The sequence below is a fragment of the Microcoleus vaginatus PCC 9802 genome (assembly GCA_022701275.1).
Lineage (GTDB): Bacteria > Cyanobacteriota > Cyanobacteriia > Cyanobacteriales > Microcoleaceae > Microcoleus > Microcoleus vaginatus_A.
This window is the reverse complement of the sequence record CP031740.1, coordinates 4,242,646-4,258,902: the sequence shown is the minus strand read 5'-3', so window position 1 is coordinate 4,258,902 and position 16,257 is coordinate 4,242,646. Positions and strand designations below refer to the sequence as shown.

Here is a 16,257-nt window from a genome sequence, read left to right as displayed (position 1 = left end):
CGAAAACCTTGGTGAGATGTATAAGGATGTAAAAAAATTATTTTGAGTTAATACTTGACATCCAATAATTAGAAGGCTAGGTTAAAAATGCAGCTAAAACTAAATATCGCATTCAAAATTAAGGAATGTTGATTGAGTCGTCTTAGCTACAGGGGTTATATAGCAATCCTAAGTCAGTTATGAACGTGGTTCAGGCTTCTAGCCTAGACGGGCTCTCCGGCCCATCCCACAATTCATTTAGGATTGCTATAGAACTGGGGCAAGTTTCTAGCGCCCCGTTGAGGAGAAAGTACGTCTAATGTCGTTTTAACAAGTTGATAAAAGCTTGAGAAAATCAAAACATTATTGAGTTCAATTTCTTTTCAACGGGGTGCTACTAAGCTCGTTCCAGTTCTATAAATCCTGTAGCTAAGACGTTAATCAAATCCCTACAAAATCACAGTATTTGGTAGTAAGAGATTGTCCTGTGCCGAGATGTTCATTTTTGAGCAAACCCACAGACAACGTTCCATTAATCCTAGATGCGCGATATGTCGAGGCTGTCCAGTCAACCTCTTTGTAGGACATAATCAAATGACGGACAATCATCCAACCTCAAACCCATCAACCGAGCAACAGCAAGCTTTAGTTTCCATTTATTGGGATTATCAGAACATCCCAAATGCAAAGCAAGCTAATAACTTATTGCTCTTTGCGAATTCATTGGGATATGTAGTTAACAGAAAGGTTTACGACAATTGGCAACAGGGAAATAAGGATTCTCAAAAAAGAACCTTCGTTAATCTTGGTTTTGAGTGTGTTAATGTACCCCACTCTATCAAAAATGCTGCTGACTTTAGTCTGTCTATCGACTGTTATGGAGAAGCAACAAGTAGTTTGTATCCACACCTATTTATCGTTCTGTCTGGAGACGGCTATTGCGAAATCTTGATTCCTAAGCTACAAAACAAGGGTAAAAAGGTGATAATTTTGGCTCGACAAGGTAATGAAAGGAAAAGTCTGAAAAAGCTGGCGGATAAATTCTACTTTGTGGATGAAATACTGAATTCGATCTAGGCATACAAACGAGTAGCCTAAATTTCCTCGATATTCACCCCCGCCGTAGATAGCAAAAATCCCGTTTATTTGATAAACTAGATTCTCCAAAACTAGCGCTATATGCGGCTATTTCATGTCCACATAATAACAGCCAACTCCAAAAACAATAACCATTACAAAACTCCTATGCCATTAACTAATCCAACACAAGAACTCAAAATTACCCTTCCCGAATTCAAAAATGAAAAACTGCTGCGCCAAGCACTAACCCACCGTTCCTACGTCAACGAAAACCCCACATTCCGCGAAGAAGACAACGAACGCTTAGAATTTCTCGGCGATGCTTTGCTGACTTTTCTCAGCGGCGAATATCTCTATCAGCGTCATCCAGAAATGGGAGAAGACCAACTGACTCGCCGGCGTTCTGCATTAGTAGATGAAAAACAATTAGCCAGATTTGCTACTGAAATAGGTTTAGACTTAAAAATGCGGCTCGGAAAAGGAGCTTATCGAGAAGGTGGGATTACTAATCCAAATTTGCTCAGCAGCACTTTTGAAGCATTTATTGGCGCTTACTATCTCGACACGCAAGACATGGGCAAAGTTCGCAACTTTGTGCAACAAATGTTTGATTCTGTTCCCGAAAATGTTGTGGAAACTCGATCGACTGTAGACTCGAAAAATCGCTTTCAGGAATGGGTACAGGCCAATGGTGACACGACTCCGCCTAAATACGTGACAGTCCAAGCAGGAGGCACACCTCACAAGCCGGAATTTCTCGCTAAAGTTTATGTCGCAGAGAAACTTTATGGAGAAGGTAAAGGCAAAAGCAAAAAAGATGCTGAGAAAAATGCAGCAGAAGATGCGCTAGCAAAGCTGAAAAAACGCGGACTGATCTAAACTTGAAAACATCGGTAAAAACTACTAGCTTTTTTCTGCGGTACGGGCGTTGGCCAAGCCCTCGAAGACGATCGCCAGAATTGATGGCCCGAGCACACAATGGGCTATAATCAGGACTTGTGCAAGTGTTACCGCCGTCGATTGAGGGTTGCAATGACAGAAATTCGTTGCCGAGTGCCCGATTGTCGATCGTAATTTTGGGAAATATCAGAGCCATTCATGTCTACTCAAAACCCGACTACCCTAACTGTTGAAGAAGCACAGCAAATCCTCAAAGATTTCACTTGTCTGGATATGCAATCTGTAGCATCGCCACTGGAAAAACAGGCCCTCCGTCAAGCGATTTTGCTGGTAGCAAGTTTGTCGGATTATCAAATGTTGGGAGTGTGCGCTGCTTCGACGGATGAGGGGTTTTTAGCTTTAGAAGCTTATTTGAAAGCTTTGGGATATCAAGTTGTTTTAGATCCCAATGCTGTCTCTTCATTTGCTGGTTCGGTTTATATTAAGTTCAATACTTTGAAGGGGTCGTATTATGTTGACGCCTATCCCGGAACTTACCGGGGCGTTTTGATTTCGTGCCAATCTGCCTCAGAAGGTGGAGTTACTGGCACTTACGGTCATTTACCTCTCGATTTATTTGTTGATTAATTTGTCAGTAGTCAGTAGTCAATCATCGCTTAAACTGAATAAAAAACCGACTGCGGACTAAGCTTTAGGGTGCGTCAGCCGATCGCCCTTCGATTCATTTGAATCAAACACCGACTGACGCACCTTACTAAAATTAACCCTTGCCAAGGCTCAATTCCGGCTCTTGTTCCGGTGCGGTTTCTTCTGGTGGCAGTCCCAAAATATCGCTGTACAAGTTGATGTATTTCCGGGCCGAAATATCCCAGCTAAAATCTTCTCTCATGCCGCGCTGTTGCAGTTCTTTCCACTTATCTTTGTAGCGGAAACCTTCCCAAGTTCTGATCATGCAGGTGAACAAATCGAGGGGTTCGTAGCGATCGAAACAGTAACCGGTACCAGTATTGTCGATCGGGTTGTTGTGAGAAACGGTATCGACTAAACCGCCGGTGCGGCGAACCATTGGCACGCACCCGTAGCGGAGGGCGAGCATTTGGCTAATGCCGCAGGGCTCGAAACGGCTGGGCATCAGGAAGCTGTCGCAGCCTGCGTAAACGCGCCGGGAGAGAGCCTCGTTGTAAAGTAGCTGGGTGGACATCCGACCTGGATAGCGGGCTGTCATTTGCCAGAGTTGGGTTTCGTAGTAGCGATCGCCCGTTCCGAGTACAATAAATTGAGCGTCGGTATAGGCCATGAACAGATCGAGCATTTGAATTATCAAATCCAATCCCTTCTGTTCTACCAGCCGCGTCACCATGCCGATCAAAAAAGCATTTTTATTCACTTCCAAGCCGACTTCTTCTTGCAGCGCAATTTTATTAGCGGGGCGCTTTTCAATAGTATCAACACTAAATTGTTGATGGAGGTACTTGTCAGTTGCTGGGTTGTAAGATTCTGTATCAATTCCATTCAAAATGCCCGATACTTTACCGCCGATGTAAGACAGCAAACCTTCCAAAGTTTCCCCATAAGCTGGGGTTTTGATTTGCTCGGCGTAAGTCGGTGAAACTGTATTTACTCGATCGGCAAACTGTACTGCGGCAGCCATGGTATTGTGACCTTGCATATACCAAGGACACCAAGTCATCTGCTCCAAACGCCAGCGCCACGGCCCTTGATAAGCTAAATTGTGAATAGTAAAAACTGTGCTGATATCAGGATCGTGGCTCATCCAAACAGGTATCATCCCCGTATGCCAGTCGTGACAGTGGATAATTTGGGGCTTCCAGTGATTCCAGGCAAATTCAGCCGCAGCATTGGCAAAGAAAGTGAACCTCCAATCTTCATCTAAACCGCCGTAAACGCGGCGCGGCAAGAAAGATGGATGTTGCATTAAGTATAAAGGTACATCGGTTCCCGGCAAAACAGTTTCAAACACCGAGAAGCTTTGGAACATGGCAGCCCCATCCCAAACAGGTTTTTTGGGAACGTCCATTTTGTCGGGGATAAAACCGTAGTAGGGCATGAAGATGCGGACATCGTGTCCCATGCGCCGCAGAAATTTAGGCAAAGCGCCGACGACATCGCCCATACCGCCGACTTTGGCGAGAGGTGCTGCTTCGGCGGATACAAATAAAATACGCATTATTTTTTTGTGTTCCTGGAGATTGTTAGTCTAGATTAAGTTTAAATGGCGAGCGACACAATATTAACGCGCCGTCCAAAAACAAGTATAAATCTGAGTTGCTGTAGCGATCGCAGTTTATTCAAGAATGCGATCGCCCTTTTTCCATCCACGTCGCTGTGCGGCGACAAAAAGAGCGATCGCCCGTACTCCCCTCCCGCGAGAATTTTCACGATCTAATCAAATTTATCTGTCACTTTCTGAGGGACAGTAAATATCAAAAATTGTATGCAGTCTGCTCACCTTTACGCATTAGTAAAACTGCACGCAAAGCCATCAGTATGTAATTAAGGAAATAGCGATCGCCTTTTTCATCCCCTCTGAGAAAAATAGCGATCCTCTTCGAGGGCTTCGCCAACGCTCGAATCACATATTACGGACAAGGGGAGCATCTCAATGAAAGCAGCCAAGCTAGAAATTGGAGTTTTGAGGCAGGAGACAGGATACAGGAGGCAGGAGGAAAGAAGAAGAAGGAATGAGCCAAAAGAAGTGTTTTTACAAATGTGAGATGCTCCCCGGACAACTCCCGACTAATTCTGAGAATTGTCCTCAAAAGTCTCCTCAAATCCTGCTAGAAAATCATCCAAAGCTTCAGAGGCGATCGCCAAATTAATATTATCAGCATCTTCCCATCCCCACGTATTCACCCCAACCACTTGACCTGCCATATTAATCAGTGGCCCGCCGGAATTGCCCGGATTAATCGCCGCATCAGTTTGCAACACCTTCACCTCAGCAACATCATCTTCTTCGTCGCCTTCTTCATATTCCTCGGGTTCGCGAATTGCACTCACAATACCTTGAGTTACAGTTGAAGCAAACTGCCCCAAAGGATTGCCCACAGCAATTACTCTATCTCCCACTTTCACATCAAAAGACAACTCGAGGGGAGGATATTCTTGGGGAGAATCCACTTGTTCCCCTGTATTCGGGTCGAAGGTAAAATCGCTAATTAAGAGTAATGCTAAATCTTCTTCAGCATTACCAGTAAACACCACCTCGGCCAATCTCAATTTTCCGTCGTGAGTTTCGACTAAAACCTGTTCGATTTCATCTTCTTCATAGAAGTAATCTTGATCGGCAATATCTTCTACAACGTGATAGTTCGTGACAATTATGTCCGGCGATACAAAGAACCCGCTTCCAGAAGAAATCTCTTCTTCTGTATCCCAATCCATGACGTAAATTGACACTACGGACGGCAAGACTTGCTCGACTACATCCGAAAAATTTCCTGCTTGAGTTTTGAACTCTTTCAACTGCTTCTGCAAAGCTTGTTGGTCTGCCTGCATTTTGCTATACAGTTGCTGAACCTTTTTCAATTCCAGCTTTAATTGAATTTCTCTAGCGCTCATATTTTGCCTTTACCTGAAATAAATTGCTGATTAATTTTGGATGTTTGATTGTAGATTGTGGGTGGGTAGGTTAAGAACTATAGGACTCACGAAAAAAAACCGGTTTTTACCATAAATCTTGGGCTATACAGCGAGACTTACATCAGAAACCGGGTTGCTTAACACCCGTGCGGAGCGTCCTAAATTAGTCAGATATTTTTGAAATCTATCGCGCAAGTCCTATCTAAAATCCCCACCAAAAATCTACAATCAGACTGCTACTCTACCTATGAAAGCCAAAGCGAACCGCCTGTTATTTTTATTTTACTAAAGGCGATAGCTCGCGTCTCAAAGCCTTAACAAATAGATGCCGATCGGTTTTAGGAACCACGTTGAACTTGGACAAATATTTCCTCCAAAATTGCACTAGCACCCTGTTGGCGCAGGCGGTGAGCGAGGTCAATTCCCAGCATTTCAGCCGTCTCGGCAGCGCCTGAAACAGTATCTTTGACGAACCGCTTGCCGTCGAGACTCGATACCATTCCGGTTAAGGTTAATTGACCGTTTTCTATTTTGGTATTGACGCCGATCGGCACTTGACAGCCACCTTCTAATTCCCGCAGAAATGCGCGTTCGGCATAACATCTTTGGGCAGTTTCCGAGTGTTCGAGAGCTTTAATCACTGCCATGATTTCTGTATCTCCAGCGCGGCATTCGATGCCCAAAGCACCTTGTCCGACGGCGTGAAGGGAGATTTCAGCAGGGATAATTTGGTGGATGCGATCGCCCATTCCCAATCTTTCGAGACCAGCAACTGCTAAAATAATCGCGTCGTAACCGCCCTCATCTAATTTAGCGAGTCGAGTATTGAGATTGCCGCGAATATCTTTAAATTCAAAATGAGGGAAATGGTGTCGCAGTTGAGCTAGCCGCCGCAGGGAAGAAGTGCCGATTACGGAACCTTCTGGGAGAGTGTCGAGTTGCTTGTCTTTGTGCTTGGAGTGAACTACCAAGGCGTCAGCGGGATTTTCCCGTTCGGTGACGCATCCTAAAATTAAACCTTCCGGCAAATTGGTAGGCAAATCTTTGAGGGAATGAACGGCAAAGTCCGTTTCATTGTTAATCATCCCCGTTTCTAATTCTTTGGTGAAAAGTCCTTTATCGCCAATTTTAGCGAGGGCGACATCAAGAATTATGTCCCCTTGGGTTGACATGGTGTGGACTTCAAAAGTGTGTTCCGGGAAGTGTTTCTGTAGCTGTTCTTGCACCCAGTGGGTTTGCACGAGAGCGAGTTGGCTTTTGCGAGAACCGATGCGAACGGTTCGGGAAGGGGCAGATGTGGTTGGGGACATAAGATCGATCGGAGGATAGCTTGAAATCAGCCAATATATTCACCTGATCTAGCGTACCGCAGGTGGGGACTTTAATTGCTGGTTGGGACAATTCGGGCGATAAAAGAGAAATACCAGATTTTGACCGCCAGTTTGAAAAAAGGATGCAACGGTAGGCAAGTTCCAAACCTTTACATAATAAGCCATTGCCAATCTAAAATCTAAAATCGTATGACCGCCAGTAGCCGTAAGCCTTGATGATGTTTCCCATCCAGCATTGGGCGTCGCTTGCACGAGGGCGATCGACATTCCGAAGCAAAGGCTGCCGGCGATGTAGGATTTACCTAGCTTAGAGCCGGATGAACCTGGTTGACATGAGGAGTTAGCTTAGCTGCAGCGAGAAAAAATTAGCTCAAAAGTTGCGCGATTTGGAGAGAGAAATGTAGTGGCGAGGGGAAAAGGGCGAGCGGATTTATTTGTAGCAGCTTCGGTGACCAAAGGGATCTCGAACTTTTAGCCCTCAGCTACGGCAATTAATAACTGAATTTTACTTTAATAGTATCTATATAAATCAATACCGCGCTTCCTCCCTTAGCCTAATGACTGTTGCACTCATCGGCTCCCCCTTGACATTAATGGAGTTTCGGAATGCTTTAGGTCTAGCTAAGCGCTGCTCCTTGGATAGCGGCGGGACTACGCGAGCTACTACTTGGCCTTCGTGTACGATCGTCACTTCTTCGCCTTTGGCCACCTTTTCCAAGATAGCTTGCAGACTCTGCTTGGCTTCTTCAAGGCTAATCGCAGGCATCTCATTAGTTTTTTAGGTACTTTTTAAGTGTACAGCAACGGGATATTTAATGCGAAAAAAGTCGATTCCCTACCCTTCGGGAACTCCTGCAGGAAGATAGCTTCGCTCGCGCGTTTGTTTTTCCTTTTCCCGCAAAATTTAACGTTGCCCTGCTTGAAGTGCAGAATTTGCTATCTGGACAACTTCTTGCTGCCGTCCGTTTTTCCTTGTGACTCGGTACAGCACCCCCAGCCTTTGCCACTCAACAAAAGCAGTGCAGTAAGCACCGCAATTATTGAAATAAATTCCCCTGATGCCGCCGGCCAATTCAATGCTTCTGTAAGTATCCTGCGGCAATCGCGAAGGAGGCGAAAACGGTTCATTTCTTTTAGCTTCGATGGTACCAAAATAACAGGCTCCCCCGCGGCATCCTTTGCCTAAATACATTTCCACAATGTAACCGTGGGAACCTGCTTGCACATCAAAATCAACTTGCTGAGTGTTAGATAAAGGAAGTATACTCGGAAGAAAAACAGGCACTCGCGTTTTGCTTTTGATTTGCCTAGAAATGTTACTTGCAGGGAAAATACTGTTAGCTTGGTTTGTTGACTTATCCGGGATTGGGGAAAACTTTCCCACAAAATCCCTCCACTGCACAACTCTATTTTTAGCAATGTTGAGAGTGGGAATCGAATATTTTTCTACCGCAATAGAAGGGCGGCCGTTTTTCAGGTTGAAGCTGCGGCGAATCGCTGTAATTTCTGGTTTCCCTAACCCGTAAGCTGTGGCTATGGAACGGGCGAGGTTGCAGCTAATTTTGAAGCGTCCCATCTCAATACTGCCATTTTCCGCTTGATAAGACCAATTGTAACCTTCAGAAGCACGATCGCGATCGCACAGAAAATGAGAAATCTCAAACATCTTGGCAATATGAACATCGTACAACCGCAACTTGCGGCTGCCGGCCGATTTTGCAGTGTTGCGATCGGGTACAATAAATTGTATAGGTTGCCAGCTATCTTCAGGGGAATAATTAAACCAGCGGATTTCTGTAATCGGGAGTTCAGTCCTTGCTAACGCTGAGTTTGGTGTCAAAGGTGCGATCGTAAAAGCAGTCACCACACAAGCAAAAATCGCCGCAAATAGCCATCTTCCCCTCATCCTGATTTCCCCCTAAGTAGGTCAGCGCAAAAAAAACAATAGCATCTTGTAAGGGGCGAGTGCGAGTTAAGATATATCATACAATAACGGTAAGGTGCGCCCTTACGCACCCTACAGATAGAAGTTGTCCCTCCCAGACTGCTAAACTTAACGCTTCCCAGCTTGAATAGCAGAATTTCCTATTAAAATTAAATCAGATTCTCGTCCGTTCTTAATGGCTACGGTATACATAAAACCCTGACTTTTCCACTCAAGAGTTGCTGTGCAGTAAGCCCCGCAACCGTTATGAAAAACTCCTTTCACTCCGCCCGCAAGCTTGACATTTTTTAACGTCTTAGTTACCCCTTCTAGTTTTGTAGTAAACTCCCCGCCTTTTTGACCTTGAATTGACCCAAAAGTGCAAACTGTCGTACCGCCACAATCTGGTTTATACTCGATTGAAATAGTATAGCTGTTTGCTTCTGCTGTAGTTGGATAGTACATTTTTTGCGAAACCGGAATCCTGGTGGGAATAAAAATAGGCACTTGCGTTTTGCCTTTTAACTTTCGCAAAATTTCATTTGCCGGAAACGCAGTGCCTCCTTGAGCAATTTGTGTTGTTCCCGATTGTCGCAGCGACAATTGCGAAGATCCAAAAACAACCGAGGGAGGTACTAAAGCAGTCAATACACAAGCAGAAGTAGCCAAAAGTAATAATTTATTCTTCACGGTCTTTTCCCTTAATATTCCAATAGTTTAGTTGGGCGGCGAACCACATTCACGTATGTACAACCATAATTCAAAATACCAAATTAACACTCGCTTTTCCGGGAAAAATGTTTTTTGACTATCTTGACAAGGTTGGCAGAATATGAAGTCATATATAATATAGAGAAGGCGAGCAATTTAGGAGTCGATCGTGGAACTGCAAGAGTATTTGCGCCAGCACGGATTGGAAACTTTGTCCGAAACTTATCATATCAAAGTTACCCGCCACCGCCAATATCCCGATTTAGTCTGTCTGAAATACTCGCAGATAGAATCTCCCCTAGGCGAAAAAATAGTCCAGCAGTGCCGAGGCATTATTTTAGATTCATCTCAGGATTGGCAGATAGTTTCTTATCCCTACGACAAATTTTTTAATTACGGAGAAATTCACGCCGCTGCAATTGATTGGAGAAATGCCAAAGTTTATGAAAAACTAGACGGTTCTCTGACTGTACTGTATTTTTACAAGGGAGAATGGAGAGTGCAATCTAGCGGCACTCCCGACGCGGCCGGCGAAGTTAATGGTTTTGGGTTCAGCTTTGCGGAACTTTTTTGGAAAGTCTGGCAAGAATTGGGATATCAATTGCCACAAGAAACCGACCAGTGTTTTATATTTGAGTTGATGACGCCTTACAATAGAATAGTTGTCCAGCAACAAAACAATCAAATCGTGCTGCACGGGGTTCGCAACACTCAAACGCTGATAGAAACAGACCCGAGTAGTTGGGCCAATAAATATGGCTGGGAATTGGTCGCTTCCTATCCTTTAACTAGCTGGAAAGAAGTTATCGAAGCGGCTCAACATTTAGATCCGATGGATTCGGAAGGGTATATTATCTGCGATGCTAACTTCAACAGAGTTAAAGTTAAGTCTCCGCAATATGTCGCGATTTCCCATCTGCGCGAAGGGTTTTCGACTCGCCGCCTGATAGAAATTGTTTTAACTAATGAAGGAGAAGAGTTTTTAGCTTATTTTCCTGAGTGGAGTGAGTTGTATCAAAAAGTTAAAGACAAATATCAATCTTTGGTTGAAGAAATCGAGGAAGCTTACCGACAGCACGAACATATCGAAGTTCAGAAAGATTTTGCATTAGCTGTAAAGCATTTGCCGTATTCCGGGATTTTGTTTTCTTTGCGGGCCCGAAGAGTTGCGGGAGTGAAAGAAGCTCTCCGTGATGTTACGATCCATAAAATAGAGGAGCTCTTGGGTTTAGATTACCTCCATCTAGGTTTGTAGTAACGACTACAGTCGTTTCTTGAATGAGGACTAAAATCTTCACTGCAAACGAAAATTAACATTATATTTAGGTGACAGAATAAAGAAGTAAATGCACCTAATTAAACCTAAGATACAGGTGGCTAAAAAGCTTGCTGTATGAGCATTATTCCTTATTCCTTCTTCCTGACATCCGTTACATCCGTTACATCCGTTACAGAATCCGTTGCCGAACTTCCTTCTTCCTTCTACTTACCATGAAAAGAGTTATTGTACTTGTCGGTTTACCTGCTTCGGGAAAATCTCAATTTGCTAGGGAATTGTTGCTGTCTGAACCTGCCAAGTGGGTGCGTAGCAATAAAGATTTGCTCAGAGAAATGGCTCACGCTTCTCATTGGTCGCCTGCCAATGAAAAGTTTATTGTGCAGTTGAGAGATACAATTATTTTGATGGCTTTGGAAAGTGGCAAACACGTCATTGTTGATGATACTAATTTTGGCCCTCACATCGAGCATATCAAGGAGTTGGTTAAAGGTAAAGCTGTTGTGGAAGTTAATGATTCTTTTCTCCAAGTTCCGGTAGAGGAATGTATTAAACGGGATTTGAAAAGACTTAATTCGGTGGGCAAAGATGTGATTATGAAGATGTACAATAAGTACGTGCGTGTTCGCGTTGCGCCGCCGAAATATAACCCGGATTTGCCGGATGCAATTATTGTTGATATGGACGGCACATTAGCGCTTCTCAACGGCAGAAATCCTTTTGATGCTTCTACGTGCGATCGCGATTTGCCCAATCAGCCCGTCTTAGATACCGTTCGCAAGTGGCAGTCTAGCGTTAATATCATTGTAGTGTCGGGCCGGACGGATGACTCTCAGCCTCAAACTAAAAAATGGTTGCAGCAGTACGACGTTAATTATGCCAGTCTTTATATGCGGAAAACCGGAGATATGAGGAAGGATTCGATTATTAAAGAGGAGTTCTATCGGCGACATATTGAAGGAAAATATAATGTTAAGTTTGTGTTGGACGATCGCCAGCAAGTTGTTGATATGTGGCGGTCGTTGGGAATGACTGTATTTCAAGTAGATGAAGGGGATTTTTGAAATACCAAAATTCTCTCAAATTATCCCAAATGCGGTTAATGAACGGGTTACGGGTAGGGACACGGCAATGCCGTGTCCTACAGATATCGCGTGCGATCGACCGGATTGGATATTATTTATCGCGTCCAAGCCAGCCATTTATTAAACAAATTCTTCACAAAGGGAGTCAAACGAGTGCGATTGTAAGCATCTCCGGCTTTGCGAATTGCCTCAGCTTGTGTCGGATACGGTTGAATTGTGCTAGCAATCTTTCCCAAACCAATATTGTTAACCATTGCCAAAGTAATCTGGCCGATCATATCCCCAGCGTGTCGCGCTACAATAGTTGCACCTAATATTTTATCGCTGCCTTTTTTGACGTGAATTTTCACAAATCCTTCCTCTTCGCCGTCAATAATTGCCCGATCGACTTTATCGAAAGGAATCAAAAACGTATCGATATCAATCCCTGCGGCTTGCAACTCGCGATCGCCCAATCCGACGCGCGCAATTTCCGGGTTTGTGTAAGTACACCAAGGTATCGTCAAAGCGCTGAGTTTTTTGCGTCCGAAAAATAGAGTGTTTTGAATCACCATCCTCGCGGCAAAATCAGCAGCGTGAGTAAATTTATGTTTCATGCAAATATCGCCGGCGGCATAAATGCGGGGATTAGTAGTTTGCAAATAATCGTTGACAAAGACGCCTGTTTGTGTGTCATATTCGACGCCGATAGCCTCCAGATTCAATCCTTCGACGTTGGGCGATCGCCCTGTACTCACAATAATTTCATCTACTGTTACCGATGCTTCCTTACCTTGAGATTTATAATAAATTACTTTGCCTGCATTTGTTTTCTCAACGCGCTCTATTTGGGATTCTAGTATTAGTTGAATTTCTTCGCGTACAAAAGCCTGCTGCACGATTTTAGCAGCATCCGCATCTTCCTTATCTAAAATCTGAGCATTTTTGTGCAGCAATACGACTTCCGAACCCAGCCTGCGGAATGCTTGAGCCAATTCGCAGCCGATCGGCCCTGCGCCAATTACTGCCAAACGCTGAGGTCTTTCTGTGAGGTTAAAAACAGTTTCATTTGTCAAATATCCAGCTTCCTGCAAGCCGGGAATTTGCGGTTGTAGCGCCCTTGCACCTGTGGCAATTACTGCTTTTTTAAAGCGGAGAGTTTGACCTGCAACTTCAACTGTATTATTGCTAGTAAAACGACCAGAACCTAAAAAAACATCGACTCCTAATTTCTCCTGATATCGTTGAACAGAATCAACATCGCTGATTCCCGCCCTGATGCGGCGCAGCCGTTCCATCACAGCAGCAAAATCCACTTCTACACTTTCAGAAACATTAACACCAAATTTATTTGCTTCCCAGATATCGCCGACAGTGCGAGACGAACGAATTAAAGCTTTTGAGGGTACACAACCCACATTCAAACAGTCGCCCCCCATCAAATGTTTTTCAATCAAAGCAACTTTCGCGCCCAAACCTGCCGCACCCGCAGCAACAATTAATCCAGCGGGGCCCGCGCCAATTACTACTAAATTATAACTGCTAGCCGGTTGCGGATTTACCCAATCGGGCGGATGCAAATAGGAGACTAATTTCTGGTTGTGTTCGTCCATCGGGGGAACTGTTACGCGCTCGACTTTTGACTGCGACATGGGCAAATCCTGCTAATTAAATACTTTCATCCAAAGCCTTGCGGGCAATCCGAGTGATATAGACAGTAACAGCGACTGTAGCAAGAAAACTGATAATATTAATCAACCATTTTACGGCGGAATCTTGAGGACTTACATACACAGTTTCCCTGCCTATCGCAGCAACCTCTCCCACCAAAGAACCAGAGTAAACGTACATAATTGTACCCGGTATCATGCCAAAGGAACCCAGCACGTAATCTTTCAAAGAAACCTGAGTAATTCCCAGAGCGTAATTCAATAAATTGAAAGGAAATAAAGGACAAAGGCGAGTTAAAAAAACTATTTTTAATCCTTGTTGGGAAACTGCGCGATCGAGAGCTTTAAACTTGGGGTGAGATTCCATATATTTTACCACGCGATCGCGACACAAATAGCGCCCGATCGCAAAAGCAAATACAGCACCTAAAGTGGACGCCGCAAAGACGTAAACCGAACCCCACCACAAACCAAAAATCGCCCCCCCTCCCACCGTCAGTACCGAACCCGGTACAAACAGCACAGTAGCCAAGTTATAAGTAGCTACAAAAGCCACTGGCCCCCACCACCCTAAATCCTCGATCCGCATTAACAGAGTTCTCAAAACATCTTGAACGTAGGCCGATCTAGTTGCTACAATTAACAGAGCGAGCAAAAGTGCGATCGAAAAAAACAACACTATGCGTTTAAATTTTACCCTAGCATAATCTTGGATTCGTTCTTTGGGCATGATTCACCTGCAAATATTTATCAACATTATACTCCAAACTTAAATTATTACTGTAAACTACCCTACAAGCGATAGGTTATGACATCAAAAGCCCAACTCCCAACCCCCGAACATTTCGACCCGAAAAAAGTAGGCGAAGTCTGGCGAGTCCCCTACCGAGAACGCGCCGCCCAAGCGAAAGATTGGGCCAAACAGCACAACATCCAGCCAGCCACAAAGGACACAAACCGCATTTGTTTGATGATAATCGATGCCCAAAATACCTTTTGTTTGCCCGAATTTGAATTATTTGTCGGGGGGCGTTCCGGTAGCGGTGCAGTTGATGATAACCTGCGGCTGTGCGAATTCATCTATCGCAATTTAAATGCAATTACCACCATTGCACCGACAATGGACACCCACACCGCCCTGCAAATTTTTCATCCAATTTTTTGGATCGACGAAGCAGGCGAACACCCCCTACCAGCGGCAACTTCTATTACACTCGAAGATGTTCAAAAAGGCATTTGGAAAGTCAATCCAGCCGTCGCCGACAGCATCAGCGGCGGCAATCTTTCAGCACTGGAAAAACAGGCTTGCCACTACGTCAAAAAACTTAGCGACGATGGGAAATATCCCCTGACAATTTGGCCCTATCACTCGATGCTGGGCGGCATCGGACACGCCCTGGTTTCTGCGGTGGAAGAAGCAATATTTTTCCACAGCATCGCCCGCAACAGCCAAGCACTTTTTGAAATCAAAGGTGGGAATCCACTGACAGAAAACTATTCTGTTTTGCGCCCAGAAGTTTTAGATGGATTCGACGGCAATCCGATTGCCGAAAAGAATGCTAAGTTTATTGATAAATTGCTCGATTTTGATGCAGTAATTATTGCCGGACAAGCCAAAAGTCACTGCGTTGCTTGGACAATTGATGATTTGTTAACGGAAATTTTGGCGCGAGATCCGAATTTGGCAAAGAAGGTTTATTTGCTGGAAGATTGCACTTCGCCTGTGGTTGTTCCGGGTGTTGTTGATTTTACGGAACAAGCAGATGCAGCTTATCAAAAATTTGCTGCGGCGGGAATGAAGATTGTTCCATCTACTGAGTTAATTCTGGGCGATTAAAGACGAGTGTTTTCTGTTGGGGTTTTCAGTGAAAAAAAAGTATACATGATTCACCAGAGGCGGTAATTTTTGTTCGCTTGGCACTCTGCTGCGATCGCATTTAACTGATTACTTATGATATCATATCCGCTAAATCACTTACTAGAGAAGTGTAATCAAGGAGTTTCCCGATGATTGAAAGCGAAATTTATAGTGTTGTTCTTTATCGGGCTGCGAGTGTGCCCGCAATTTCAAAACTCTCGGTGGCAATCGCCACTACTCTTCTGAGCACAGTTGTCACTGCAACCCAAGCCTACGCAGCTCCCGTCACCTACGATTTCACTATCACTGTTACCAAAGGCGGGTTAGCGGGCAATTCATTCAACGGTTCTTTCAGCTACGATGATGCCAAATTGAAGGGAACGGGAGTGGAAGAATTGGGAATTACGGAGGGATTAACGACCTGCCTAAATTACCTTGGACGCACTTATCGCGAAACCGATGATACCAGTTATCCTACCTTTCCCACACTCAGATTTGAGGATGGCAAAATTACGCAACTAAACTTTTGGATTCAGCCGAATCAGCGAGTTAATTGGTGGAATTTACCTGGATGGGAAGTCAAGCTGTCTGAGCCTAAAATGAGCGATTCAACTGTTCCCAATTGTCAAAAACGGTGAGGCGTGGCTAAGGTGCGATCGACCCTAAAAATAGGGTGTTGCATAATTGCGGGATGATTTTGATGGTTTTGTGGCATGGACTCTCGTACCCCGAAGGCGTGTATTTTCACAGCAGGCGGAACGCCTAACCCTAGTCCCCACAAGAATCCTCCTCAAATTCTGCAACGCCAAAAATAGAGGAGGAATTAGATGCAACTGCCTACGGTTATATGGGTAATTTCAT

At 44.4% G+C, this 16,257-nt stretch carries 16 protein-coding genes; 7 read left to right on the top strand and 9 right to left on the bottom strand.

The window, feature by feature from the left end:
* The first annotated feature begins 474 nt into the window (after positions 1 to 474).
* The 3 genes from D0A34_17310 (at position 475) to D0A34_17300 (ending at position 2,586) form a co-directional block, all read left to right on the top strand.
* The gene (locus D0A34_17310; protein UNU20400.1) at positions 475 to 1,056 is read left to right on the top strand and encodes an NYN domain-containing protein; all 582 of its coding nucleotides are present in this window, start codon (positions 475 to 477) and stop codon (positions 1,054 to 1,056) included.
* Between the two features lie 168 nt (positions 1,057 to 1,224).
* A complete protein-coding gene (rnc, locus tag D0A34_17305) occupies positions 1,225 to 1,938 on the top strand; it encodes a ribonuclease III (GenBank protein ID UNU20399.1) in 714 nt (237 codons plus the stop codon).
* Between the two features lie 219 nt (positions 1,939 to 2,157).
* Complete coding sequence (locus D0A34_17300) at positions 2,158 to 2,586, top strand: DUF1824 family protein (protein ID UNU20398.1); 429 nt, start codon at positions 2,158 to 2,160, stop codon at positions 2,584 to 2,586.
* Positions 2,587 to 2,719: 133 nt separating this feature from the next.
* On the opposite strand, the gene glgA is transcribed toward D0A34_17300, so the two are convergent.
* The 7 genes from glgA to D0A34_17265 all read right to left on the bottom strand — a co-directional run bounded on the left by glgA (position 2,720) and on the right by D0A34_17265 (position 9,507).
* Positions 2,720 to 4,147, bottom strand: a complete 1,428-nt coding sequence (gene glgA / locus D0A34_17295; protein UNU20397.1) for a glycogen synthase GlgA — start codon at positions 4,145 to 4,147, stop codon at positions 2,720 to 2,722.
* Positions 4,148 to 4,716: 569 nt separating this feature from the next.
* Positions 4,717 to 5,541 (bottom strand): serine protease, encoded by an 825-nt coding sequence (locus tag D0A34_17290; protein UNU20396.1) that lies wholly within the window; start codon positions 5,539 to 5,541, stop codon positions 4,717 to 4,719.
* 359 nt (positions 5,542 to 5,900) lie between these two features.
* Positions 5,901 to 6,872 (bottom strand): hydroxymethylbilane synthase, encoded by a 972-nt coding sequence (locus D0A34_17285; protein ID UNU20395.1) that lies wholly within the window; start codon positions 6,870 to 6,872, stop codon positions 5,901 to 5,903.
* 48 nt (positions 6,873 to 6,920) lie between these two features.
* Positions 6,921 to 7,160, bottom strand: a complete 240-nt coding sequence (locus tag D0A34_17280; protein UNU20394.1) for a hypothetical protein — start codon at positions 7,158 to 7,160, stop codon at positions 6,921 to 6,923.
* A gap of 262 nt (positions 7,161 to 7,422) precedes the next feature.
* Positions 7,423 to 7,659, bottom strand: coding sequence for a type II toxin-antitoxin system prevent-host-death family antitoxin (locus D0A34_17275; protein UNU20393.1), 237 nt, complete (start codon positions 7,657 to 7,659; stop codon positions 7,423 to 7,425).
* A gap of 138 nt (positions 7,660 to 7,797) precedes the next feature.
* Positions 7,798 to 8,799, bottom strand: a complete 1,002-nt coding sequence (locus D0A34_17270) for a hypothetical protein (protein UNU20392.1) — start codon at positions 8,797 to 8,799, stop codon at positions 7,798 to 7,800.
* A 147-nt stretch (positions 8,800 to 8,946) separates the two neighbouring features.
* Positions 8,947 to 9,507 (bottom strand): hypothetical protein, encoded by a 561-nt coding sequence (locus D0A34_17265; protein ID UNU20391.1) that lies wholly within the window; start codon positions 9,505 to 9,507, stop codon positions 8,947 to 8,949.
* A 190-nt stretch (positions 9,508 to 9,697) separates the two neighbouring features.
* On the opposite strand from D0A34_17265, the gene D0A34_17260 reads away from it, so the two are divergent.
* On the top strand, positions 9,698 to 10,783 hold the full coding sequence (locus tag D0A34_17260) for a 2'-5' RNA ligase (GenBank protein UNU20390.1): 1,086 nt from the start codon (positions 9,698 to 9,700) through the stop codon (positions 10,781 to 10,783).
* A gap of 236 nt (positions 10,784 to 11,019) precedes the next feature.
* Positions 11,020 to 11,868: a polynucleotide kinase gene (locus D0A34_17255; protein ID UNU20389.1), complete on the top strand. Its 849-nt coding sequence runs from the start codon at positions 11,020 to 11,022 to the stop codon at positions 11,866 to 11,868.
* 116 nt (positions 11,869 to 11,984) lie between these two features.
* On the opposite strand, the gene D0A34_17250 is transcribed toward D0A34_17255, so the two are convergent.
* Positions 11,985 to 13,520: a mercuric reductase gene (locus D0A34_17250; protein UNU20388.1), complete on the bottom strand. Its 1,536-nt coding sequence runs from the start codon at positions 13,518 to 13,520 to the stop codon at positions 11,985 to 11,987.
* A gap of 16 nt (positions 13,521 to 13,536) precedes the next feature.
* Positions 13,537 to 14,268, bottom strand: a complete 732-nt coding sequence (locus D0A34_17245; protein UNU20387.1) for a TVP38/TMEM64 family protein — start codon at positions 14,266 to 14,268, stop codon at positions 13,537 to 13,539.
* Between the two features lie 78 nt (positions 14,269 to 14,346).
* Here D0A34_17245 and D0A34_17240 point away from each other — a divergent pair, with 78 nt between their 5' ends.
* Together D0A34_17240 and D0A34_17235 are read left to right on the top strand one after the other, a co-directional pair.
* Positions 14,347 to 15,375: an isochorismatase gene (locus D0A34_17240; protein UNU20386.1), complete on the top strand. Its 1,029-nt coding sequence runs from the start codon at positions 14,347 to 14,349 to the stop codon at positions 15,373 to 15,375.
* 170 nt (positions 15,376 to 15,545) lie between these two features.
* Positions 15,546 to 16,034: a hypothetical protein gene (locus D0A34_17235; protein ID UNU20385.1), complete on the top strand. Its 489-nt coding sequence runs from the start codon at positions 15,546 to 15,548 to the stop codon at positions 16,032 to 16,034.
* Positions 16,035 to 16,257: the final 223 nt, after the last annotated feature.